Annotated in this window: 24 protein-coding genes and 1 tRNA gene; 13 read left to right on the top strand and 12 right to left on the bottom strand. The window is 68.9% G+C overall.

Features of this window, described 5'->3' with window-relative positions; all coding sequences use genetic code 11:
• The first annotated feature begins 35 nt into the window (after positions 1-35).
• Positions 36-986, top strand: a complete 951-nt coding sequence (locus tag SLNSH_RS14350) for a hypothetical protein (protein WP_106337698.1) — start codon at positions 36-38, stop codon at positions 984-986.
• Positions 987-1,009: 23 nt separating this feature from the next.
• Complete coding sequence (locus tag SLNSH_RS14345) at positions 1,010-1,390, top strand: c-type cytochrome (protein WP_342587860.1); 381 nt, start codon at positions 1,010-1,012, stop codon at positions 1,388-1,390.
• A 291-nt stretch (positions 1,391-1,681) separates the two neighbouring features.
• On the opposite strand, the gene thrS is transcribed toward SLNSH_RS14345, so the two are convergent.
• Positions 1,682-3,679 carry a threonine--tRNA ligase gene (gene thrS / locus SLNSH_RS14340; protein ID WP_106337696.1) on the bottom strand — a complete coding sequence of 666 codons (1,998 nt, stop codon included), beginning with the start codon at positions 3,677-3,679 and terminating at the stop codon, positions 1,682-1,684.
• 58 nt (positions 3,680-3,737) lie between these two features.
• The gene (gene yidD / locus SLNSH_RS14335; RefSeq protein ID WP_106337695.1) at positions 3,738-4,139 is read right to left on the bottom strand and encodes a membrane protein insertion efficiency factor YidD; all 402 of its coding nucleotides are present in this window, start codon (positions 4,137-4,139) and stop codon (positions 3,738-3,740) included.
• Between the two features lie 91 nt (positions 4,140-4,230).
• On the opposite strand from yidD, the gene SLNSH_RS14330 reads away from it, so the two are divergent.
• Positions 4,231-5,100 (top strand): MipA/OmpV family protein, encoded by an 870-nt coding sequence (locus tag SLNSH_RS14330; protein WP_106337694.1) that lies wholly within the window; start codon positions 4,231-4,233, stop codon positions 5,098-5,100.
• Positions 5,101-5,201: 101 nt separating this feature from the next.
• On the opposite strand, the gene SLNSH_RS14325 is transcribed toward SLNSH_RS14330, so the two are convergent.
• Positions 5,202-5,657, bottom strand: a complete 456-nt coding sequence (locus SLNSH_RS14325; RefSeq protein WP_106337693.1) for an iron-sulfur cluster assembly scaffold protein — start codon at positions 5,655-5,657, stop codon at positions 5,202-5,204.
• 158 nt (positions 5,658-5,815) lie between these two features.
• Between SLNSH_RS14325 and folE the strand changes: the two genes are divergently transcribed.
• From folE to SLNSH_RS14310, 3 genes are all read left to right on the top strand, one after another.
• The gene (gene folE / locus SLNSH_RS14320) at positions 5,816-6,448 is read left to right on the top strand and encodes a GTP cyclohydrolase I FolE (protein WP_106337692.1); all 633 of its coding nucleotides are present in this window, start codon (positions 5,816-5,818) and stop codon (positions 6,446-6,448) included.
• Positions 6,449-6,540: 92 nt separating this feature from the next.
• The gene (hisI, locus tag SLNSH_RS14315) at positions 6,541-6,975 is read left to right on the top strand and encodes a phosphoribosyl-AMP cyclohydrolase (RefSeq protein WP_106337691.1); all 435 of its coding nucleotides are present in this window, start codon (positions 6,541-6,543) and stop codon (positions 6,973-6,975) included.
• Positions 6,976-7,074: 99 nt separating this feature from the next.
• Positions 7,075-8,124 carry a patatin-like phospholipase family protein gene (locus SLNSH_RS14310; RefSeq protein ID WP_106337690.1) on the top strand — a complete coding sequence of 350 codons (1,050 nt, stop codon included), beginning with the start codon at positions 7,075-7,077 and terminating at the stop codon, positions 8,122-8,124.
• Positions 8,125-8,184: 60 nt separating this feature from the next.
• On the opposite strand, the gene SLNSH_RS14305 is transcribed toward SLNSH_RS14310, so the two are convergent.
• Together SLNSH_RS14305 and SLNSH_RS14300 are read right to left on the bottom strand one after the other, a co-directional pair.
• Positions 8,185-8,616, bottom strand: a complete 432-nt coding sequence (locus tag SLNSH_RS14305; protein WP_106337689.1) for a CBS domain-containing protein — start codon at positions 8,614-8,616, stop codon at positions 8,185-8,187.
• Positions 8,617-8,754: 138 nt separating this feature from the next.
• A complete protein-coding gene (locus SLNSH_RS14300) occupies positions 8,755-9,609 on the bottom strand; it encodes a rhomboid family intramembrane serine protease (RefSeq protein WP_106337688.1) in 855 nt (284 codons plus the stop codon).
• A 431-nt stretch (positions 9,610-10,040) separates the two neighbouring features.
• Here SLNSH_RS14300 and SLNSH_RS14295 point away from each other — a divergent pair, with 431 nt between their 5' ends.
• From SLNSH_RS14295 to SLNSH_RS14285, 3 genes are all read left to right on the top strand, one after another.
• Positions 10,041-10,658, top strand: a complete 618-nt coding sequence (locus SLNSH_RS14295) for a PAS domain-containing protein (protein ID WP_106337687.1) — start codon at positions 10,041-10,043, stop codon at positions 10,656-10,658.
• Between the two features lie 56 nt (positions 10,659-10,714).
• Positions 10,715-11,317, top strand: a complete 603-nt coding sequence (locus tag SLNSH_RS14290) for a PilZ domain-containing protein (RefSeq protein ID WP_106337686.1) — start codon at positions 10,715-10,717, stop codon at positions 11,315-11,317.
• A 403-nt stretch (positions 11,318-11,720) separates the two neighbouring features.
• On the top strand, positions 11,721-12,296 hold the full coding sequence (locus SLNSH_RS14285; RefSeq protein ID WP_158266761.1) for a transglutaminase-like cysteine peptidase: 576 nt from the start codon (positions 11,721-11,723) through the stop codon (positions 12,294-12,296).
• Between the two features lie 64 nt (positions 12,297-12,360).
• On the opposite strand, the gene SLNSH_RS14280 is transcribed toward SLNSH_RS14285, so the two are convergent.
• Together SLNSH_RS14280 and SLNSH_RS14275 are read right to left on the bottom strand one after the other, a co-directional pair.
• Entirely contained in the window at positions 12,361-12,894 is a 534-nt protein-coding gene (locus SLNSH_RS14280) for a gamma carbonic anhydrase family protein (RefSeq protein ID WP_106337684.1), read from the bottom strand.
• A 55-nt stretch (positions 12,895-12,949) separates the two neighbouring features.
• Positions 12,950-13,282: a DUF6949 family protein gene (locus SLNSH_RS14275; protein WP_245422350.1), complete on the bottom strand. Its 333-nt coding sequence runs from the start codon at positions 13,280-13,282 to the stop codon at positions 12,950-12,952.
• Positions 13,283-13,395: 113 nt separating this feature from the next.
• Here SLNSH_RS14275 and SLNSH_RS14270 point away from each other — a divergent pair, with 113 nt between their 5' ends.
• Complete coding sequence (locus tag SLNSH_RS14270) at positions 13,396-14,133, top strand: hypothetical protein (protein ID WP_106337683.1); 738 nt, start codon at positions 13,396-13,398, stop codon at positions 14,131-14,133.
• Between the two features lie 22 nt (positions 14,134-14,155).
• On the opposite strand, the gene SLNSH_RS14265 is transcribed toward SLNSH_RS14270, so the two are convergent.
• The 4 genes from SLNSH_RS14265 to SLNSH_RS14250 all read right to left on the bottom strand — a co-directional run bounded on the left by SLNSH_RS14265 (position 14,156) and on the right by SLNSH_RS14250 (position 17,248).
• Positions 14,156-14,368, bottom strand: coding sequence for a DUF3126 family protein (locus SLNSH_RS14265; protein ID WP_106337682.1), 213 nt, complete (start codon positions 14,366-14,368; stop codon positions 14,156-14,158).
• A gap of 190 nt (positions 14,369-14,558) precedes the next feature.
• Positions 14,559-15,413 carry a serine O-acetyltransferase gene (gene cysE, locus SLNSH_RS14260; protein ID WP_106337681.1) on the bottom strand — a complete coding sequence of 285 codons (855 nt, stop codon included), beginning with the start codon at positions 15,411-15,413 and terminating at the stop codon, positions 14,559-14,561.
• Positions 15,414-15,605: 192 nt separating this feature from the next.
• The gene (locus SLNSH_RS14255; protein ID WP_106337680.1) at positions 15,606-16,484 is read right to left on the bottom strand and encodes an alpha/beta fold hydrolase; all 879 of its coding nucleotides are present in this window, start codon (positions 16,482-16,484) and stop codon (positions 15,606-15,608) included.
• Positions 16,484-17,248, bottom strand: coding sequence for an alpha/beta fold hydrolase (locus tag SLNSH_RS14250; RefSeq protein WP_106337679.1), 765 nt, complete (start codon positions 17,246-17,248; stop codon positions 16,484-16,486). The genes SLNSH_RS14255 and SLNSH_RS14250 overlap by 1 nt, the downstream gene beginning before the upstream one ends.
• Before the next feature lie 173 nt (positions 17,249-17,421).
• On the opposite strand from SLNSH_RS14250, the gene SLNSH_RS14245 reads away from it, so the two are divergent.
• The 3 genes from SLNSH_RS14245 (at position 17,422) to SLNSH_RS14235 (ending at position 19,061) form a co-directional block, all read left to right on the top strand.
• Positions 17,422-17,670 carry a zinc-finger domain-containing protein gene (locus SLNSH_RS14245; RefSeq protein WP_106337678.1) on the top strand — a complete coding sequence of 83 codons (249 nt, stop codon included), beginning with the start codon at positions 17,422-17,424 and terminating at the stop codon, positions 17,668-17,670.
• A gap of 57 nt (positions 17,671-17,727) precedes the next feature.
• Entirely contained in the window at positions 17,728-18,933 is a 1,206-nt protein-coding gene (locus SLNSH_RS14240; protein ID WP_106337677.1) for an FAD-dependent monooxygenase, read from the top strand.
• Between the two features lie 52 nt (positions 18,934-18,985).
• A tRNA-Leu gene (locus tag SLNSH_RS14235) sits at positions 18,986-19,061 on the top strand.
• 211 nt (positions 19,062-19,272) lie between these two features.
• Here SLNSH_RS14235 and SLNSH_RS14230 read toward each other — a convergent pair.
• Positions 19,273-20,856 (bottom strand): AMP-binding protein, encoded by a 1,584-nt coding sequence (locus SLNSH_RS14230; RefSeq protein WP_106337676.1) that lies wholly within the window; start codon positions 20,854-20,856, stop codon positions 19,273-19,275.
• Positions 20,857-20,953 lie beyond the last annotated feature (97 nt).

The raw sequence follows: 20,953 nt of genomic DNA, 5'->3' as shown, positions 1-20,953 counted from the left end.
GCGGTAGCGCTGCGCCCCATCGGGGTCGGAGATTCATGGTTCGATCGACGTTCATCCTCGCCGCGGCCTTGGCGGTCCTGAGCACGTCGCCAACGCTGGCGCAGGATGCTCCCGCCCCGACGCTCCCGCCGGCGTCCCCGGCGACGACGCTGCCGTTGCAGACGCCAACGACCGAACCTCCCCAGCCCGCTCCGGCTCCGCAGCCTCGCGGCCCGTCCAGCGCCGTCCAGCGCGAGGGGGGCGTGCTGTTCCTCAGCGCCATGCTCGGCGGCGGGGGCGGCCCCATCCGGTCTGGGATCACCTGGCGCATCTACGCCGAACCGCAGGACGGCGGCGCCGCGACGCTCGTCCAGGAATCCAAGTCCGCCTCGCCCAGCATCCCGCTCGACCCCGGCGTCTACATCGTGCACGCGGCCTACGGCCTCGCCAGCGCGACCCAGCGGGTTGTCATGGGCGGCGCCCCGACCAGCGCCAGCATCACCCTGAATGCGGGCGGCCTGGTGCTGGGCGGCGTGATCGGCGACAGCCCCATCCCGCCGGACAAGCTGAAGTTCAACGTCTACGTGCCGCTGGGCAACGACCCGGAAGGCCGCCTCGTGGTCGAGAGCGCCCATGCCGGAACACTCATCCGTCTGCCCGAGGGCGCCTACCGCGTGGTGTCCACCTACGGCGACAGCAACGCCATCATGAGCGCCGACCTGAAGGTCGAGGCCGGCAAGGTCACCGCCGCGACCCTTCGCCACAAGGCCGCGACCGTGACGCTCAAGCTGGTGACGGCGCCGGGCAGCGAGGCCCTGGCGAACACGACGTTCAGCGTGCTGACGCCCGGCGGCGACACCATCCGGGAGGCGATCGGCGCTTTCCCGTCGATGACGCTCGCCGAGGGCGAATACGTCGCCATCGCCCGCAACGCCGGGAAGGTCTACACGCAGGAATTCTCGGTGAAGTCGGGCCTGGACCGCGACATCGACATCATCACCAAGTAGCCCGCTGGCCGCGCACGCCGGGGTTGATCGAGATCGTCGACGGACGCCTGAATTTGCGTCAGCCTAGAGCAGACTCGATTCAGGTGACCGGCATGCCCTCACTTCGCGCGACCTTCCCCCTTCTGCTCGCAACGGCGCTGGCCGCCAGCCCCGCGTTGGCGGCCGACGCCGCCAACGGCGAGCGCATCGCCAAGCGCTGGTGCGCCGAATGCCATGTCGTGGCGCCGGGCCAAACCAGCGCGAAAGCCGACGCCCCGCCGTTCGCCACCATCGCGGCGCGCAACGGCACGAGCGTGCCGCTGGACAAGTTCCTGCTGAATCCGCATCCGAAGATGCCGGACATGCAACTCAGCCGGGGCGAGGTAGCGGATATCGTCGCCTATATCGCCACGCTGAAGAAGTAAGCGGGCGATCTCAACTCGCTCAGGCGGCGACGCGCTCCCGGCGTCCTTGCGAGGAGCGTAGCGACGAAGCAATCCAGGGGCGGCGCGCGGGTCGCTCCGGTCTTCCGCCCGCCCCCCCTATCAGGATTGCTTCGCTTCACTCGCAGGAGCGGAACCAGGCAGTCATGGCCGGGCTTGTCCCGGCCATCCACGATGATCGGGCATGGCGTGGATCCCCGGGCCAAGCCCGGGGATGACGGAAACTGGCTTTAGCCGAACGGCTTTGCCGCGCTCACGCGGATATTCTGCAAGCTACTCCGCCGCAAGCCGCAAAGCCTCCGCCCGCTTCAGGTCCGGTGGCGTCGCCTCCTCAACGAAGGTCGCCACCGCGGAGTCGAGGCTCAGCACCTCCTGCGCCTGCGAGCCGAGGCGGCGCACCGTGACGGTGCGCTCGGCCGCCTCCTTCTTGCCGACGGCGAGGATGACCGGAACCTTGGCCAGCGAGTGCTCGCGCACCTTGTAGCTGATCTTCTCGTTGCGCAGGTCTGCGCGCGCGCGCAGGCCCGCCTGGCGGGCGGCCGCCACCACGTCGAGCGCGTAGTCATCCACGTCGCTGGTGATCGGGCAGACGACGATCTGCTCGGGCGCGAGCCACAGCGGGAAGTGCCCGGCGTAGCTCTCGATCAGGATGCCGAGGAAGCGCTCCATGGAGCCGCAGATGGCGCGGTGCACCATCACCGGCTGCTTCTTCTCGCCGTCCGCGCCGATATAGAACGCGCCAAACCGCTCCGGCAGGTTGAAGTCAACCTGGGTGGTGCCGCACTGCCATTCGCGGCCGATCGCGTCGCGCAGGGTGTACTCGAACTTGGGCCCGTAGAAGGTGCCCTCGCCCTCGTTCACGCCCGTCTTGATGCGCCCCCCGGATTCGGCCGCCATCTTGGCCAGCACCTTCTTGAGGATGCCCTCGGCGTGGTCCCACATGGCGTCCGTGCCGACGCGCTTTTCCGGCCGGGTGGCGAGCTTCACCACCACTTCCTCGAAGCCGAAGTCGCGATACACAGACAGCATCAGGTCGTTGATCTTCAGGCACTCGGCCTCGAGCTGGTCCTCGGTGCAGAAGATGTGGGCGTCGTCCTGCGTGAAGGCGCGCACGCGCATCAGCCCGTGCAGCGCGCCCGACGCCTCGTAGCGGTGCACCGCGCCGAACTCGGCCAGCCGGATCGGCAGGTCGCGGTAGCTCTTCAGCCCGTGCTTGAAGATCTGCACGTGCCCCGGGCAGTTCATCGGCTTCAGCGCGAAGATGCGCTGGTCCGCCTCGGGATCGTTCGGGTGCGTGAAGGCGTGCGCCGACTTCACGGCGAACATGTTCTCCTGGTACCAGCCCCAGTGGCCGGAGGTCTCCCACAGGCTCTTGTCGAGCACCTGCGGGGCGTTCACCTCGTCGTAGTCCGCCCGCAGCCGCCGGCGCATATAGGCGATCATGGTTTGGAACAGTGTCCAGCCCTTCGGATGCCAGAACACGGTGCCGGGCCCCTCCTCCTGGAAGTGGAAGAGGTCCATCTCGCGGCCCAGGCGTCGGTGGTCGCGCTTCTCCGCCTCCTCGAGCTGCTTCAGGTAGCCGTCGAGGTCCTCCTTCTTGGCGAAGGCGGTGGCGTAGATGCGGGTCAGCATGGGGTTGTTCGAATCGCCGCGCCAATACGCGCCGGCCACCTTCATGAGCTTGAAGGCGTCCCCGATCTTGCCCGTGGAGGTCATGTGCGGGCCGCGGCACAGGTCGAACCAGTCGCCCTGGCGGTAGATCTTGAGATCCTCACCCGGCGGGATCGCGTCCACTAGTTCCACCTTGAAGTTCTCGCCCTTCTCGGAGAACACGCGCTTGGCCTCGTCGCGGCTCCAGAGCTCCTTCGTGAAGGGCCTGTCGCGCGCGATGATCTTGCGCATCTCGGCTTCGATCGCCGGGAAGTCCTCCGGCGTGAACGGCTCGTTCCGGGCGAAGTCGTAGTAGAACCCGTTCTCGATCACCGGCCCGATGGTGACCTGGGTCCCCGGCCACAGGGTCTGCACGGCCTCAGCCAGCACGTGCGCGGCGTCGTGGCGGATGAGCTCCAGCGCCCGCGGGTCGTCGCGGGACACGAACTCGAGCTTGGCGTCGCGGGTGATGGGGTCGTTCAGGTCGGCCAGCACGCCGTCCAGCGCCATGGCGACGGTGCGCTTGGCGAGCGAGGGCGAGATGCCCTTGGCGATGTCGAGGCCGGTGGTTCCCGGGGCGAACTCGCGCACGGCGCCGTCGGGGAAGGTCACGTGGATCATGCGATCTCTCCTGCTCACTCCTGCAAACACGTGCAGGTAAGCGAAAGGGGCGGACGGTTCAGGTTCGGGGCGGGGCCGCGCCGTCGCCCGGTTCGACGGCCTCGCATTGGATCGGGCCGGGGGCGTTCACGCCGCGCCAGCGCCCGTAGCGCCACGGTCTATACCACGCGGACTCGGGCGGCAACGTGGTCGGCACGAGGTCGATTCCGGACGTTCCCAGCGGGTTGCAACGGCAGATGCGGGCGAGCCCGATCCATCCGCCTGTCCACAGCCCATAGCGGCCGATCGCCTCATCGGTATAGCTGGAGCAGCTCGGCCAATGGCGGCATTGCCGGCCGATCAGCCCCGAAAGCGTGAGCTGATAGGCCCGAATGAGCCCATGGGCGGCCGCGGCGCCAGGCCGGTAAGGTTTTGTTAACCATGTCGGCCGACCCTGGGTGGGCGTTTGCTGATCCTTCATGTTTGCTTGCATGCCGGCTGCCGGGTGGGCTATCCCTCGGTCGTCCGTTCGTAGCCGCTGAACGGCGGCCATCCACGGAGCTTTGCGTATCATGGTTTACCGCGTTCGATTCGCCGCCGCACGCGCGCTTCGCGTGGCCGCATCGATCGTGCTGCTGTCCCCCGCAGCCGCCCTGGCGGCGGACGCTGTCGCAAGCGACGAGGTTGTCCCGGTTGGCTCCGCGCCCTCTGGCTGGCTGCTCACAGTCCGCGGCAACGTCATCGTCACCCCCAACTTCCCGGGGGCGAAGGACTACGGCTTCATCGCTTATCCCTCTCTCAGCCTGCGCCGCACGGACGAGCCCGAGCAGTGGCAGGCCCCGGACGACGGCATCAGCTTCGCCCTGTTCGGCGACAGCCGCTGGAACGTCGGCGTCGTGGGCCGCTACCAGCAGGGGCGCTATCGCGACAACGACCGCGGGACGCTCTACGGCATTCACGACGCCAAGTGGGCGCTGGAGCCGGGCCTCTTCGGCGAATTCTGGCCTCTGGCGGACACGCTGCGCGTCCGCGGCGAGCTGCGCTACGGCATCAACGGTTACAACGGCCTCGTCGGCAACCTGGCTCTCGACTACGTCCAGCGCGTCGGCAACTTCACTCTCGCAGTGGGCCCGCGGATCGCGGTCGCCGGCTCCGAGTACATGAACACCTATTTCGGCGTCACCGAGCAGGATGCGATCTTCAACACGAAGGTCGCGCCCTACAAGGCCGAGGCGGGCGTGAAGTCCGTCGGCCTGGCCGCCTCCGCCACCTACCAATGGAACGACCAGTGGGCCACCACGGTGCGCGGCGGCTACGACCGCCTCACCGGGTCCGCCGCCGAGAGCCCCATCACCCGCAACCTGGGCTCCCGCGACCAGTTCTCCATCGGGGCCAGCGCCAGCTACTCGTTCCAGCTTGGCGGCAACGGCTGGAAGCGCTGAACGCACTGCAATTCACCGAGCCGTCATGGCCGGGCTCGTCCCGGCCATCCACGTGGCGACGCCGCTACTAGCCCTGGCATGGCCTCGCTGACGGAGCCGGCCTATTCCGCCGCCGCCGTCTGCTTCGCCCTCGCGGCCTCGATCTGCCCGATGGCGTCCACCACCGCGTCGAAGGTCAGCAGCGTGGAGGCGTGCCGCGCCTTGAAGTCGCGCACGGGCTCGAGCACCGCGGCGTCCTCCCATTTGCCGGAGGGCGGCGGGCCGTTCTCCTTCAGCATCTTGCGCACGGTCTCGCGAAGCGCCCGCAATTCGGACGCCGTCGAGCCCACCACGTGCCGCGCCATGATCGAGGAAGAGGCCTGGCCCAGCGCGCAGGCCTTGACCTCGTGCGCGAAGTCGGTGACGACATCGCCGTCCATCGCCAGGTCGACGGTGACCGTCGAGCCGCAGAGCTTGGAATGGGCGGTCGCGCTGGCCTGCGGGTGAGGCAGGCGTCCCAGCCGCGGGATGTTCGCGGCAAGGTCGAGAATCTTTGCGTTGTAGATGTCGTTCAGCATGGCGCACCGTCCTTCGGCTCCCAATATAGGGCCCGCGGTTGCGGCGCGCGAGGGTCGCCGGCTTTCGGGCGAAATCGCAAAGCCCGCGTCGTGTTTGGTGGTCCACGCCGAAGCTCGAGGCGTATAGGGTGCATTGCACCAGGTTGGAGGCTCCTCGAATGGACGCCGTGGTCAAGTCATTCTCTCCTCGCACCGCCCTCAAGCCGTCGGAGTCGGCGCCGCGCCCCACGCGCGAAGAGGCTGAAGCGGCCGTGCGCACCCTGATCCGCTGGGCGGGCGACGACCCGGCCCGCGAAGGGCTTCTCGACACCCCCAAGCGCGTGGTGAAGGCCTACGAGGAGCTCTTCCGCGGATATCGCGAGGACGCCCAGGACATCATGTCCAAGGTGTTCGAGGAGGTTGGCGGCTACGACGACATGGTCGTCGTGCGCGACATTCCCTTCCACTCGCACTGCGAGCACCACATGGTGCCCTTCGTAGGCGCGGCTCACATCGGCTACTACCCCTCGGAGGGCGTCGTCGGCTTGTCCAAGCTCGCCCGCGTCGTGGATGTCTTCGCCCGCCGCCTGCAGACGCAGGAGACCATGACGGCCGAGATCGTCGGCGCCATCGACGAGGCGCTCAAGCCCCGCGGGGTCGCCGTGATTATCGAAGCCGAGCACATGTGCATGTCGATGCGCGGCGTCCAGAAGCAGGGCGCAAGGACGGTCACGACCCAGTTCACCGGCGTGTTTCGCGACGATCCCGCCGAACAGGCCCGCTTCCTCACCATGGTCCGTGGACTGCGCTGAGGGCCGCCCCGCACTTGGCGCCTTCCAAAGCGCCGCCCCATGAGTCATGACACGGCCGGCCACGCCGGCCGTTTTGCGTTTCGGAGCCTCCCATGTGCGAGCACTGCGTCACCCTGAGCCCGCGCGGCGACAAGCAGGCCGTGGAGGAAGGCGCGCTCTTCATGCCGAAGTTCGACGGGGCGGGCCTCATCACCGCGATCGCGGTGGACGCCAACGACGGCCAGATCCTCATGGTCGCGCACATGAACCAGCAGGCGCTGGAAAAGTCGCTCGCCTCCGGCGAGGCCTGGTACTGGTCCCGCTCACGCAACGAGCTCTGGCGCAAGGGCGACACCTCCGGCCAGATCCAGACCGTCCATGAGATCCTGGTGGACTGCGACCAGGATTGCCTCATCCTGAAGGTCACCGTGGCGGGAGATGGCGGCTGCTGCCACACGGGCCGCCGCTCCTGCTTCTATCGGCGGGTCGACCGAAAGACGGATGGTCCGGTCACGCTATCGTTCACGGAAGGGCCACGATCCCGCTGAACCCTGACGGGGGCTCGGCCGTTACGAGTCGGGTCTTCAGTCAACGGTAACGTCCGCCATCCAAGCTCAAGGCCGGGGGGAGCGGACGAGGATCGGGCCATGCTCCAAGAACTACTCGGCATCAGGACGCCGGCGCGTGCGGAAGGCGCAGCCTCGGCCGCGGCGACTGATCCGCTTCCGGCCGAAACCGCCATGGTTCCCGTGCCCACCCTCAAGCGGAAGCGCCCGCGCATCGGCCTCGCGCTCGGCGGCGGCGCGGCGCGCGGTTGGGCCCATATCGGCGCGATTCGCGCCCTGGAGCGCGCAGGCTACGCCCCGGAAGTGGTCGTGGGCACCTCGATCGGCGCCGTGGTGGGCGGCTGCTACGCCGCCGGCAAGCTGGACGAGTTGGAGAAGTTCGCCCGCTCCCTGACGAAGAGCCGCGTGCTGTGGCTGATGGATTTTCACATCGGCTCGGGCCTGATCAGCGGCGACCGCCTCAAGCGGCTTCTCGAGCGCGATATCGGCGATCTCCTCATCGAGGATGTCTCGCCCCGCTTCGCCGCCGTCGCGACGGAGCTGCGCACCGGCCACGAGATCTGGCTCACGCGCGGCCGCCTCGTCGAGGCGCTCCAGGCCTCCTACGCCCTGCCCGGCATCTTCGACCCGGTGCGCCTCGGCGGCCGCTGGCTGTTCGACGGCGCGCTGGTGAACCCCGTTCCGGTCACCACGACACGCGCCCTCTCCGCCGAGTTGGTGATCGCCGTCAACCTCAATGCGGACCTCGTCGGGCGCGGCGCGCTCATTCCAGACCATGGCGGCGGCGCGGAGCCGCAGGCGGAAGAGGAGATGGCCGAAACAATCGCCGAAGGGCTCTTCTCGCCGGTGATGGGCGCCGCGAGCCGCCTGAAGCGCATCGTGCGCCGCTCGGCTGGCGCCCCGGGCCTCGCCACCGTGATGGTGGACGCCTTCAACATCACCCAGGACCGCATCGCCCGCTCGCGCCTGGCTGGCGACCCGCCGGACATCCACGTCAAGCCTCGCCTGGGCCGTGTCGGCCTGTTCGACTTCCATCGCGCCGAGGAAGCCATCACACTGGGCGAAGACGCCATGAACCAGTGCCTGGCCGACCTGGAGATGACGATCGAATCACTGCCGGGCGGTTACTGACACCGCGCCGGGCGACCTCGCCTCTGGCGCGTCGCCGTTCCGGCCCGGAGCAGGCGCGCGTCACCCGGCGCTGATGTACTCGCGCAGCGCCTCGGTTTCGTACTGCATCTCGTTGAGGCGGAACTTCACCACATCGCCGATGGAGATGATTCCGGCCAGTCGCCCGTTCTCAACCACCGGCATGTGGCGGAACCGGCGCGCCGTCATCTCTTCCATGATGTCGACGATCACCATGTCGGGTGCGCAGGTGATCACCTCGGCGGTCATGTGCGCCGATACGGCGTCGTTGAGCGCCTCCGCGCCCCTCTTGCCGAGGGCGCGGACGATGTCGCGCTCCGAAAGGATCCCAAGCACATCCCCGTCCGCGCCGGTCACCACCACGGCGCCGATCCTGCGCTCGCCGAGAAGCCGTGAGGCCTCGGACAGGGTCCGGTGCGGCTGGATCGTGACGACGTCGCGGCCCTTGGTCGTGAGAATGCGGGAGACGGTCATTGCGTCCCTCCTTTCGCGTCCATCCCTGTGCGGCCGGGTTCGGCCGCGGCGAACGGACGGGTGGAGGTTCGTAGGTCGCCTGGCCAACTCCGTCCGTCGAGCAAGCATGCTCTCAAAGCCTTGGGGGCGCAACGCCGCTCAGAGGTCGTCGGCGAAGCTGTCCCGGTAGGGCGGGTCGAAGAACCGGAAGGCCAGCAGGCCGACCAGGAAGCCGCCGACATGCGCCTCCCAGGCGATGGCGGCGTCGGTGAAGCCGAGCCCGTCCGCCCCCAGACCGGTGGCCAGGTTGAGCACGAACCAGACCACAAGGAAGGTCACCGCCCTGCTGTCGCTGAGCACCCGCGACAAAGGCAGGGCCGGCAGCCGGTAGCTCATCTCCTCCGGCAGCCGGAACGCGCCGAGCGGCGCTCCCGGCTGGAACACGAAGCGCATCGCTGCCGCCATGCAGCCCGAAATGGAGGCCGAGGCGCCCACCATGGGCGCGACGTCGGCCGTGTGGGTCGCCAAGTGCCCGAGGGCCCCGCCAATGGCGGTGACCACCAGGAACAGGACGAATCGGGCCGTGCCGAAACGGCGCGCCACGGCCGTGCCGAAGGCGAGCAGCCACACCGAATTCAGGATCAGGTGCGCCCAGCTGCCATGGAGCAGCGCGTAGGTGACCAGCGTCCAGGGCTTGCTCGAGCCGTCGGCCACGATCTCGCGTGCGATGCCCAGCCGCTGGATCAGGTCGACATTGCCCGGGTCCGCCGAGAGCCGGTGCGCCAGCGCCGGAACGGGATCCGCGCCGAGCAGCAGCGCGAAGCGGGCCGGGATAAACGCCAGCTGGTAGATGATGTCCTCCGGGCCAAGGCCCAGCCCGCGCAGCACCGGCAGGTCGTCCCCCCAAACCCGAATTGCGTGCAGGCCCGCCAGCACTGCGATGGACGCGACCACGACCAGCGGGACGTTGAAGAAGGGCTCCCGGACGGCGGCGTCGTGGCGAAGCGATCTCACACGGCTCTCTCTGTTGACCGGCGCACAGGCGCCTCCGCCAAAATCGTCCGCCCGACCGTCCGGTTCAAGCCGACCTGCGCGCAAAAAAAATGGGGAGAGCGCGAAGCTCTCCCCGTGGCGTGGTGGCGCGGCTTCCCGCGCCGGATCATGATCCGCCTTGCGGCGGCTCCTGTCGCTGCCCGCCTCCCATTCAGTTGATGCAGTCGACACAGGAGCAACAGGCCAACTGCAAAGGATGCAGGCGGACCATGCCCGCCGCGCGCTCGGCCGGCAACGTCAACCCTTTATTAACCTTAAAACCGGGCGTGGCACATCCGCTGCACCCCGATGGCCCAGGGGCTCCGGCCCGGCGCAGGCCGCAGGATCGCGGTCCTGTTCCGTGCCGAAGCGGGACGAAAATACGGACCCTCTCCGGGGTCAGGGGACACGAGATGAAACACGCGGTGACGCGCGCCTTGTTTGCGTACTGGGACTCCCTCCGGAAGGCGCGGAGCGCCCCGGAGCGCGCCGAAATCGATCCGTCCGCCATCAGGGGCATCCTGGCGGACACTTTCATCATCGAGGTCGATGACGACCGGCGCTGTCCCTTCAGGCTGGCCGGCACGCGCGTTTCCGCCCTGGTCGGCAAGGAGCTCAAGGGGGCGAGCTTCACCGGCCTGTGGACCGAGGACGGCGACGCCATGGTGGACATCGTCGCCAACGAGGTCGCCCCGCTGGTCGCCTCGGCCATGGGGGAAACCCGTGATGGAGCATTGCTCGACCTCGAACTCTTGCTCCTGCCGTTGCGCCACCGCGGCAAGACCCACGCGCGCATGCTGGGATCGCTGTCTCCACTCTCCGCCCCTCCCCGCCTGGGCCTGGACCCGGTGACGCGATGCGAGGTGCGCTCTCGCCGCGTGATCCGTTCGAGCGACCGGATCGAACTCGGGGAAATCGTGCCGCCCCCGCGGGAGCGGCTGCCATTCGGCCGGCCGGAGCGTCGCGGCCACTTGTTCGTGTTCCGGGGCGGGCGCTCGGAAGACCAGCCCGAGGCGCTAAAGGGCCATTAACCTCGCCGCGCGACAATGATGGGGATTTTCGCAACCCATCGATTTTGGCGAGCGCCATGCAAGCGATCCAGGTCAAGCCACGCGCGCTCGAGCGCCGCCGCCACCAGCGCGTGAAGGTCGCCCTGCTTGGCCGTTTCATGCTCGAGAACCGCCAGGAATATCCCTGCCAGACGGTGGACATGTCGCCCGGCGGCCTGGCCCTCTACGCGCCCGTGCGCGGCCGGGTCGGCGAACGGGTGGTGATCTACCTGGAGCACCTCGGGCGCGTGGAAGGCGTTGTCGTCCGTGATTTCGAGCGGGGCTTCGCCGTGTCGCTCTCCGCCACGAAGCGCAAGCAGGACAAGCTCGCCTCGCAGCTGACCTGGCTGGCCAACCGGCACGAACTCGGGCTGCCGGAGGATCGGCGGCACGAACGCATCACCCCTCGACTCACCGGCGCCATCATGCGCCTGGGGGACGGACAGGAATTCGGCGTCCGCATCATCGACGTGTCGCTGTCCGGTGCGGCGATCTCCACCACCGTCAGGCCGGCGCTGGGCTCCCCTGTCACCATCGGGGCTACCCACGGCAAGGTCGTCCGACACTTCGAGGGCGGAATCGCCATCGAGTTCTCGCGATCCCTGAACGATTGCGCCTTCGACGAGAACGTCCAACTCTGACCTGCGCTGGGGCGTCGAGCGCATCTCCTAAAATTGGACCGATCGCATTCGGCTCGCCGCAACCTGAGATGAGACAGGTTTCAGCAGTCACGAGCACGTGACGGCGCGGCCCCACGCGCCGGGCCAAGGCCCGCTCCCGGCGAATCCCCACATCCCACCGCCGGGCTCTTCGAGCCGGCTCTTGTCCCGAGAGCCGGCTCTTCTTGTTTCTACGTATTTTTGCCTGCGATTTCGTGACACGGGGGAAAAACCCCGATCGCGTTAACGATGCCGTAACCAAAAGGTTGCGCTGCCGGACGCCGCCTTTTACCCTTCATTAACCTTGTTGAAGGCGGGACTGGGGCAGATGCGGCTTTTTGGGGGCGTTCTTAGCGGGCTTCTCGGGCTCGGGTTGGTCGCGAGCGTGACCGCTGAGGCATCGAACCAGGCGCGCGTCATTCCGGCCGCCGTAACGGCCGCCCCGGTTCTCGAAGAGGCCAAGCCGCCGATCGGCTGGATCGACTTCTGCCCGACTCACGCCGACGACTGTGAGGGCCAGACCCTTCCGGCGAAGAAGATCACCCTCAACGCGGCGACCTGGGCCGAGTTGGTCCGCGTCAACCAGCAGGTCAACAACGATATCGAGCAGGTCGAGGACATCGCGCTCTACGGCGTGTCCGAGAAGTGGACCTACCCGGACGAGGGCAAGGGCGATTGCGAGGACATCGCGCTCCTCAAGCGCCGCATGCTGATGCATGACGGCCTGCCCCGCCAGGCGCTGCTGATGACGGTCGTGCGAGACGAAACCGGCGCCGGCCATGCGATTCTGACCGTCGTCACCGACAGGGGCGACTTCGTGCTGGACAGCAAGACCTCCCGCATCATGGGCTGGGAAGCCACCGGCTACGGGTTCATCAAGCGCCAGTCGCAGGAGCACCCGAACCTGTGGGTGAAACTCGGCGAGCCCGCTCCGTCCAGCCTGATCGTCGCCGGGCACTGAACGCGACGCTCCCAAGAAACCAAAAAGGCGGCCCTCGGGCCGCCTTTTCCATTTTTGCTTCTGCTCAGCCGTCGATCCGCTTGAGCCCGCGCGCGTAGCGCTTCCAGTTGTCGACATAGTGCTGCGCCGTGGCCCGCAGGCGCGCCACGGCCTTCTCGTCGAGGGTGCGGATGGCGCGCGCCGGCGAGCCGACGATGAGGGAATAGTCCTCGAACTCTTTGCCCTCGGTCACGAGCGCGTTCGCGCCCACCAGACATCCCTTGCCGATGCGGGCCCCGTTCAGAACCGTCGCGCCCATGCCGATCAGGGAGCCATCCCCGATGATGCAACCGTGCAGGATGGCGTGGTGACCAACCGTGACGTCCTCCCCGAGCGTCATGGGGAATCCCATGTCGGTGTGGAGCATCGAGGTCTCCTGGATGTTGCTGCGGGCGCCGATCCGGATCAGTTCGTTGTCGCCGCGGAGCACGGAGCCGAACCAGATGCTCACGTCTTCGGCGAGAGCGACGGCCCCTATGACGTGGGCGTCGGGGGCGATCCAGTAGGCGCCGGGTGCGGGAAGCGTCGGCTCGCGACCGTCGAGCGAATAAAGCGGCATCGGCAGGCTCCGGAAGGCTGAAGTCAGCCGAACAGAAGCCGCGGCGAGGGGCGCGTCAAGATCCCAGGATCATGGTGAGGTCCATGATCACCCGTCCGCAGGCGAGGCCCCACAGGCAGGCGATGATCGTGGCCAGCGCCACGAAGGTCACCCGGCGGCGCTGGGTGCGGCGGCCGCGCACCGTGTTGCGCAGGATGATGAAAGGCGCCGTCGCCACCACGAAGGGCACCGAGGCGATCGCCCGGGCGCCGCCCGTCTCCAGCATGGTGAAGCTGGCCCGGCGCTCTGTGAGAGCCTCGAACCCGGTCGCGACCATGCCGGCGAAGGCGAGCCCGAGCGCCAGGGCCTGGAAGGCTTCCACGGATTCAGGGGACAGCAGATTCGACACGCGCGACCTCCAGGGCCCAACGTGGGCCGGCCGCGCTAGTATCCGAGCCTTAAGGGTCGGTTAAAGATCTTCCTTCAGGTTTGGTTAAGGATGAGCGGGAGATCGCGCGTTCCATGCCAGCCTCGAGTTCGATCGCTGAAACCGTCGCCTTCGGACGCAAGGCCGCAGCCCCGCAGGCTGTTGCGGCGCCCCAGGTCGCCCCCGGGCACAGCCTTCGGGCCGCAGCCCTGGTGCTGGCAGGCGGCTTGCTGGCGGGTTCAGCCGCGTTCCTCATCTCGTCAGCCAAGCCGGAGCCGCCCCGGTTGCTCAGCGTCGGCATCGGCCCCGCCACCCTGAGCGTGAACTCGACGCTGGTGCGCAATCCGGCGCAGCGCCGGGACGGGCAGGCCGGACGTTTGGACCTGGCGCTCTCATGGCCAGGCCTGGAGGCGTCCAAGCCCCCGTCTCCGTCCGATGCAGGCGCGGACGCTTTCGCGCTGAAGGACGTGCTGCTGGTGACGATCCTGGCCGCCGACGACGGCCTCGACCCCAGCGCCCTGCCCGCCCAGCTTTACGGGCGTTACCTGGAAAGCGGAGTCGAAGACGGGCCCGCGGGCCTGATTCGGCGCAGTTTCCGCGCGCGATCGCCTTACGAAGGCGAGGTGCTGTTCATCGCGCCGCCGGACGGCCGCCGCTTTGCGGCGCGATGCGAATTGGCCCGGCCTTCCCCGGATAGCCTGCCGCACATGTGCATCGCCCAGTTCCGCCGGGATGGCCTCGATGTGCAGTTGCGGATGGATGCGCGCCTGCTGGACCAGTGGGAGGCGATCGACGAACGCCTGCGCCACCTCGTCGACAAGATGCTGGGCTGAAGAGGAGCCCGGCCCGGAAGCCTCAGCCTTCCAGGTCCACGTCCAGGATGGACATGTTGAACGCGTAGGAACGGTCGCCGTCCTCATCGTCCAGGGAGATGATGCCCACGAACTCGTCGCCGATCATGACCTCGGCCGAGTCGGTCTTCCGCGGACGGGCGACCACCTTGATGCTGTTGTTGTTGAATAGCCGGCGGAAATAGTCCTGCAGCTTGGCCAGCTCGGTTTTGTCCATGGATCCAACCTCTGAGTGACGGCGCCGGCGCGACTCCGGGCCGACCCGGAACAAGACGCTGCGACATCCAAAAAGTTCAATGCGCCGCCAGCGGCGGCGCGAACGAAGCGGCGCGAGGCCGCCTGGCGAGGGCACGGACTTGCCATGCTCCGTCCGCATCCGCAACCCCGCCAGGGCGGTGCAGGGTGCGTCAGGCCTCCGGCTTGTCCGCCGACATCTTGTCGGCGAGCAGCTGGTCCATGCTGCGCGCGGGCTCGGCGCAGCCGGCGCTGCCGACCACCTGGGCCGGAATGCCGGCCACGGTGGTGTTGCGCGGCACCGGCTTCAGCACCACGGAGCCCGCCGCCACGCGGGCGCACTGGCCGATCTCGATGTTGCCCAGGATCTTGGCGCCAGCGCCGATCAGGACGCCCTGGCGCACCTTGGGATGCCGGTCGCCCCGCTCCTTCCCGGTGCCGCCGAGCGTGACGTCCTGCAGCATCGAGACGTTGTCCTCGATCAGCGCCGTCATGCCGACCACGAGCCCGGTCGCGTGGTCCAGGAAGATGCCGCGCCCCATGCGCGCGGCCGGGTGCACGTCCGTCTGGAACACCTCCGAGGCGCGGCTCTGGAGATAAAGCGCCAGGTCCTTGCGGCCCGCCTCCCACAGGGCGTGCGCCAGGCGGTGCGTCTGGATGGCGTGGAAGCCCTTGAAGTAGAGCACCGGCTCGATGAAGCGCTGGCAGGCGGGATCGCGGTCCGCCACCGCCATGATGTCGGCCCGAAACGCCTCCGCGATCGACGGGTCGTGGTGGATCACGTCCATGTAGGTCTGCGCGATCAGCTCGCTGGACACGGCCGAATGATGCAGCCGGGCGGCGATGCGGTGGACGACCGCCGATTCGAGCGTGTCGTGGTTCACGACCGTGCTGACGACGAAGCTCGCCAGCGTCGGCTCGCGCCGCACGATCTCGTCCGCCTCCTCGCGGATGCGGCTCCACACGGGATCGACCCGGTCGATGCGCGGGCTGCGGACTACGCCCTGAGAAAATCCATGCGCGGACATGCGGCCTCCGCCAAAAAGGGAGCCGCGGGCGCGCCCGTGCGCCGCGGCTTGCACCGACCATAGCACACACCTAGGGACGCGCGTGCGTCTCGCCAAGCGCCGCGCAGCAGCCATGCTGCGACGTGGCCTTGAATCAGAATGTGAGCGGCCCCACTCGCCGTCTCAGCGAACGCGCGTAAGTGTCTGTGCTTCCTAGGCCGCAGCCGCGCCGCCGCCGAACCTTCGGCGCAAGAACGCGATGATCGCGTCGGTGAACACGTCGTTGCGATCGCCCGCCACCATGTGCCGCGCGCCAGCGATATCGACGTATTCGGCCTGCGGCGCCAGGGCCATGAATTCGCGCGCGTGCTCTTCCGTGACGAGCTCGCTCGAGCGCCCGCGCACCAGTAGCGTGGGGATGGCGAGGCGCGACGACGCCGCGAGAAGCGCGCGCTCCGTCGCCTGCTCGTCCGCGTTGACCGAGCGCGGGCCGGTGATGAAGCGGGGGTCCCAATGCCAGCGCCAGCGTCCGTCCTCGCCCTGCCGCAGGTTCTTCCGCAGCCCGGCCAGCGACGAGGGCCGTTGCCGGTGCGGCAGGTAGGCCGCGATGGCGTCCGCCGCCTCCTCGATCGTGGCGAAGCCCTCCTCCGCCCGTTCCGCCATGAACCCGATCACGGCCTTCACGCCGCCCGGATCCATGCGCGGCGTCACGTCGACCAGCACGAGGCCTTCCAGCACGTGCGGCTCCACGCCCAGCGCGTAGAGCGACGCGATTCCCCCCAGGGAGGCGCCCACGGCCACGGGGCGGCGGCCGAACTCCGCCTCGAGCTGGTCGGACAGTCGCGCCACGTCGCGGGCGTAGTCCGCGAAGGCGTAGCCGCCGTTGGCCGGCCACGCGCTCTCGCCGTGGCCCCGCTGGTCCACCGCGAAGGCCGCGAATCCGGCCTCGCCGATCCGTTCGGCCGCGTCCTCGAAGGCGTGGCGCGTCTGCCCGCCGCCGTGCAGCAGCAGCACGGGCGTCCGCCCGCCCACGAACGCGGTCGCCACCAGGGCGTTGTCGTCCGCGCCGGTGAGGATCCGCCGCTCGCCCATCAGGGCCGGCGCTCCAGGAAGGCGATCACCTTCTCCTTGTGATGCCGGTCCCCGACAGCGAGGTTGTGGTCGCGCCCGGGAATGTCGAAAGCCTCCGCGCCCGGGATAAGGTCCGCGAGCCCGTGCGGGTCGCCCGCCACGTCGTCCTTGGTGCCGACCGACACCAGCACCGGCAGCCGGATCGCCCCAACCTGCGCCGGCGTCAGCGTCTGGCGCGAGCCGCGGATGCAGGCGGCCAGCGCCTTGAGGTCGCTCTTCGTCTGCTCCGCGAAGGCGCGGAACATGCGCTGCATGGGATCGGTGAGCCCGTCCACCGACGGCGCCTCCATGGCGTCCGCGATGCCGAGCGGCAGGCCCACGCCCTCCACCAGGTGGATGCCGAGCCCGCCCAGCAGGGCCGAGCGCACCCGGTGCGGATGCGCAAGGGCGAGATGCGCCGTGATCCTGGCGCCCATGGAGTAGCCCATCACGTCGGCGCGCTCGATCCCGAGGTGATCCATGAGCCGGCGCACGTCCTCCGCCATCGTGTCGGAGCTGTAGGCCTCTGGGTCGTACAGCTTCTCGCTCTGGCCGTGCCCGCGGTTGTCCAGCGCAATCACCCGCCGCCCGGCCCGGTTCAGGCTCTTCACCCAGAGCGTGTTGACCCAGTTCACCGCGTGGTTGGAGGCGAAGCCGTGCACCAGCACGATCGGCTCGGCCGCGCCCTCCTCCGGCGGGGAATCCAGGTAGGCGATGCGCACGCCGGCGGAATCGAAGAACTGCATGGAGGCTCCGGGTCTTGGCTGGGCCGGGACATTAGGCGAACACGCAGCGCGGTCGCAACCCGCGCGGGCGCGCGGCGGCGACCTTAGGCCACTAGCGAACGCCGCCCCAACTCATTATGGTGCGCCGCAATTCCACCCGCCCCGGCTGGGCGGCGCAGGTTTGGAGCAGCACCATGGCCGACGTCGGCGTTCCTCATTTCCAGAATGACATCGGCGCGCCGTCGATCCGCATCGGCGCGAAGGAACTCATGTGCATCGGCGCCAACCCGCCCTTCGACCATCCGCACGTGTTCCTGGACATGGGCGACGACAACGAGATCATCTGCGGCTACTGCTCGACCCTGTTCAAGTACGACCCGAGCCTGCACGGCTCCGAGACTGTCCCGCCTGGCTGCGCCTACGAAACCCCCAAGGCCGCCTGATCGCGCGCCGGCCCCCGCCGGCTCCGCATCCCCAAGGTCCCCCACGGACCCGCGCCCATGACCTCACCTGACAGCGGCGACCAGACCGTGCTGATCGCCGGCGCCGGCATCGGCGGCCTGACGGCGGCGCTCGCGCTGGGCCGGACCGGGCGTCCCGTGACCGTCCTGGAACGGCGAACGAAGGTCGAAGAGGTGGGCGCCGGCATCCAGCTCTCGCCGAACGCGTCGCGCCTGCTGATCGATCTCGGCCTCGGCCCTGCCCTCTCCCGCGCCGCCGGCGAGCCTAAGCGCCTCGTCATCCGCAATGGCGAAAGCGGCCGCACGCTGGCCGAGATGCCCCTCGCCGACGCCATGCGCCAGCGTTACGGCGCTCCATATTATGTCGTGCACCGCGCCGACCTGCAGACCATCCTCCTGGACGCCGTGCGCGGCCTGCCCAACGTGCGGCTGCAGTTCGGCCGCACCGTCTCCAGCGTCGACACGGAGGGCGATGGCGTCACCGTGGCGGTCGAGACGGCCAGCGGCCCCGAGACCGCGCGCGGCGCCCTGCTGATCGGCGCCGACGGCCTCTGGTCGCGTGTCGCCGCCGCCATCGGCGACCACACGGAGGCGGACTTCACCGGCTACGTCGCCTGGCGTGCCACGATCCCGGTCGGCGATGTCCCGCCCCTCTTCCAGAAGCCCGAGACCGGTCTCTGGCTCGGCCCGGGCGCCCACATCGTCCACTACCCGATCCGCGGCGGCCAGGTGGTCAACGTGGTCGCGATCATGAAGGACCGCGAGGCCGAGCGCGGCTGGTCGCGTCCCGGCGACGCCGAGACCCAGCGCCGCCGCTTCCGCAACTGGGCGCCCGAGCTCAGCGGCCTGCTGTCGCGCATGGACCAATGGCTCGTCTGGTCACTGTTCGACCGCGGGCCGCGCGAAACCTGGACCAGCGGCCGCGTCGTGCTGCTGGGCGACGCCGCCCACCCCGTGCTGCCGCTCTTGGCGCAAGGCGGCGCGCTCGCCATCGAGGACGTCGCCGTTCTTTCCCGGGAACTGGCGCGCACGCCGGGCGACGTCCCCGGCGCCCTGCGCGCCTACGAGGCCAGGCGCCGCCCCCGGGCGAAGCGCGTCCAGGCCGCATCGCGCGCCAACGCCACGAACTATCACCTGTCCGGCCCCTTCGGGTTGGTCCGCAACGTCGTCCTGGGCCGTCTCTCCGGTACGCGCCTGATCGACCGCTACGACTGGCTCTACGGCTGGAAGCCGGAGGCCGACTGACGCCCATTGCATTCCGCCGCGCCGCCCGGCAAACAAGCGGCGCCGCGCGGCTGGCCCCGTAGTCCAACGGCAGAGACAGGCGACTTAAAATCGCTACAGTGTCGGTTCGAGTCCGACCGGGGCCACCAGCGCGCCAGCGCTTCCGCGCCATCGGCCGAAATCGCCGACGCGAGGTCGTGCCTGCCTGGGTGGAGGATGTTCTGGCGCGGGCGTGACGGAGGTCAGTCTCGCAAACAACCTCAACCCGTCATTGCGAGCGTAGCGGAGCAATCCAGGGGGACTGGCCGCCATTCCTGGATCGCTTCGTCGCTCCGCTCCTCGCAAAGACGGCCGAAACCTTTACAACATGGGCCGCAGCCGCTTCGCCATCTCCAGGGTGCCGGCGAAGTCGATCTTGCCGGACCCCAGCACCGGGATCGCACCGGTCACCAGCACGGCCCTGGGAACCCACAGCTCCGGATAGTGCTGCGCCTGCGCATAGGCCAGCAGCTCGCCCCGGTCCGCCTCAGGCCGGTCAGTGACGAGCACGATCTGCTCGCCCTTGCGCGGGTCAGGCAGGCTGACGGCGACATGGGTGGCCCCCGGCCACAGCGCCGAGGCCAGCGTCTCAATGGCCGCCAGCGACACCATTTCGCCGCCGATCTTGGCGAAGCGCCGGGCCCGGCCCTGGATCCGCACGAAGCCGTCCGCGTCCACGGTGACGATGTCGCCAGTGTCGTGCCAGCCGCCTTCGGGCGGGACCAGCACGCCAGGCCGGTCCGGCAGGATGTAGCCCGCCATCACGTTGGGACCGCGCACCACGAGGCGGCCGCCCTCGTGCAGGCCCTCGACCGGCTCGAGGCGGTGCTCGATGCCGGGCAGGAAGCGCCCCACGGTGCCGTCGCGATTGTCGAATGTCTGGTTCACGGCGATCACGGGCGAGCACTCGGTGGCGCCATAGCCTTCCAGGATGATCGTGGACGACCTGCGCCACATCTCCCTGGTCGCATCCCGGACGCGCTCGGCCCCCGCGACCACGATGTCGATGCTGTCGAGGTCCCCGGGCTCCGCCGCCTTCGCCCAGCCCTGCAGGAAGGTATCCGTGCCGACCAGGATGGTCGCGCCGGTCGCCTTGGCCATCTTGGGCACCTGCCGGTAGTGCAGCGGGCTCGGGTAGAGAACCGCGCGCATGCCGGTGAGCAGCGGCAGGAGGAGCCCCGCGGTCAGCCCGTAGCTGTGAAAGATCGGGAGCGGGTTCAGCATCACCTGCGAGGGGATGAGCGGCGGCGAGCCGATATGCGCCTCCACCTGGCGCACGTTCGCGATCAGGTTGGCGCTCGTGAGCATCACCGCCTTGGGCTTGCCCTCGGAGCCGGACGTGAACAGCACGACCGCGGCCTCGTCCGGCGAGAGCGCATGGCGCGCATGGGCCACGCGCGGCGCCCAGGAGCGCAGGACGGCCTTGAACTTGTCGAGGGAATTCACCTGCTCGCGCAGGTCCTCGAGGTAGAGAAACCGAACGGCCCTGCCGCCCTCCTCCGGCTCGGCCAGGCCGGCGACGATCTCCTCCAGGCGGCCGCTCTCGACGAAGCGCCGCGATGTCACAACCGTCTCGATCTCGACCGTGCTCACAGCGGAACGCAGGTTCGCGAGCCCCGCCGTGAAGTTGAGCAGCGCGGCCACGCGTCCATAGGCGTTGAGGCCCAGCAGCGTGATGGCGGCCGCGTTCACGTTCGGCAGGAGCACCCCTACCGCCTCGCCCCGGCGCGTCTCCGACGCCAGGCGCTGCCCGATCACGAAGGCGGCCAGGGTCAGCCGGGCGTAGGAGAGCGGGCTCCGCTCCGGATCCTCCAGGATCAGCTTGTCGCGGCCAATCAGGTCGGCCGCGTCCAGGAACGCGCGGAAAAGCGTCACGCGGGTGGAAGCCGGATTGAAAGACGTCACGCGGGGGCCGATCCGTTTTCGGATGAGGCCACGCTAGCACTTTCTGGATTGGACGAAAGTCGGATCTGAACGAACTCCCGCACAAGCCTGTGGGGAG

Origin of the sequence: Alsobacter soli, from assembly GCF_003004785.1 — a bacterium.
GTDB lineage: Bacteria > Pseudomonadota > Alphaproteobacteria > Rhizobiales > Beijerinckiaceae > Alsobacter > Alsobacter soli.
This window is presented reverse-complemented; position numbering and strand designations above follow the sequence as displayed.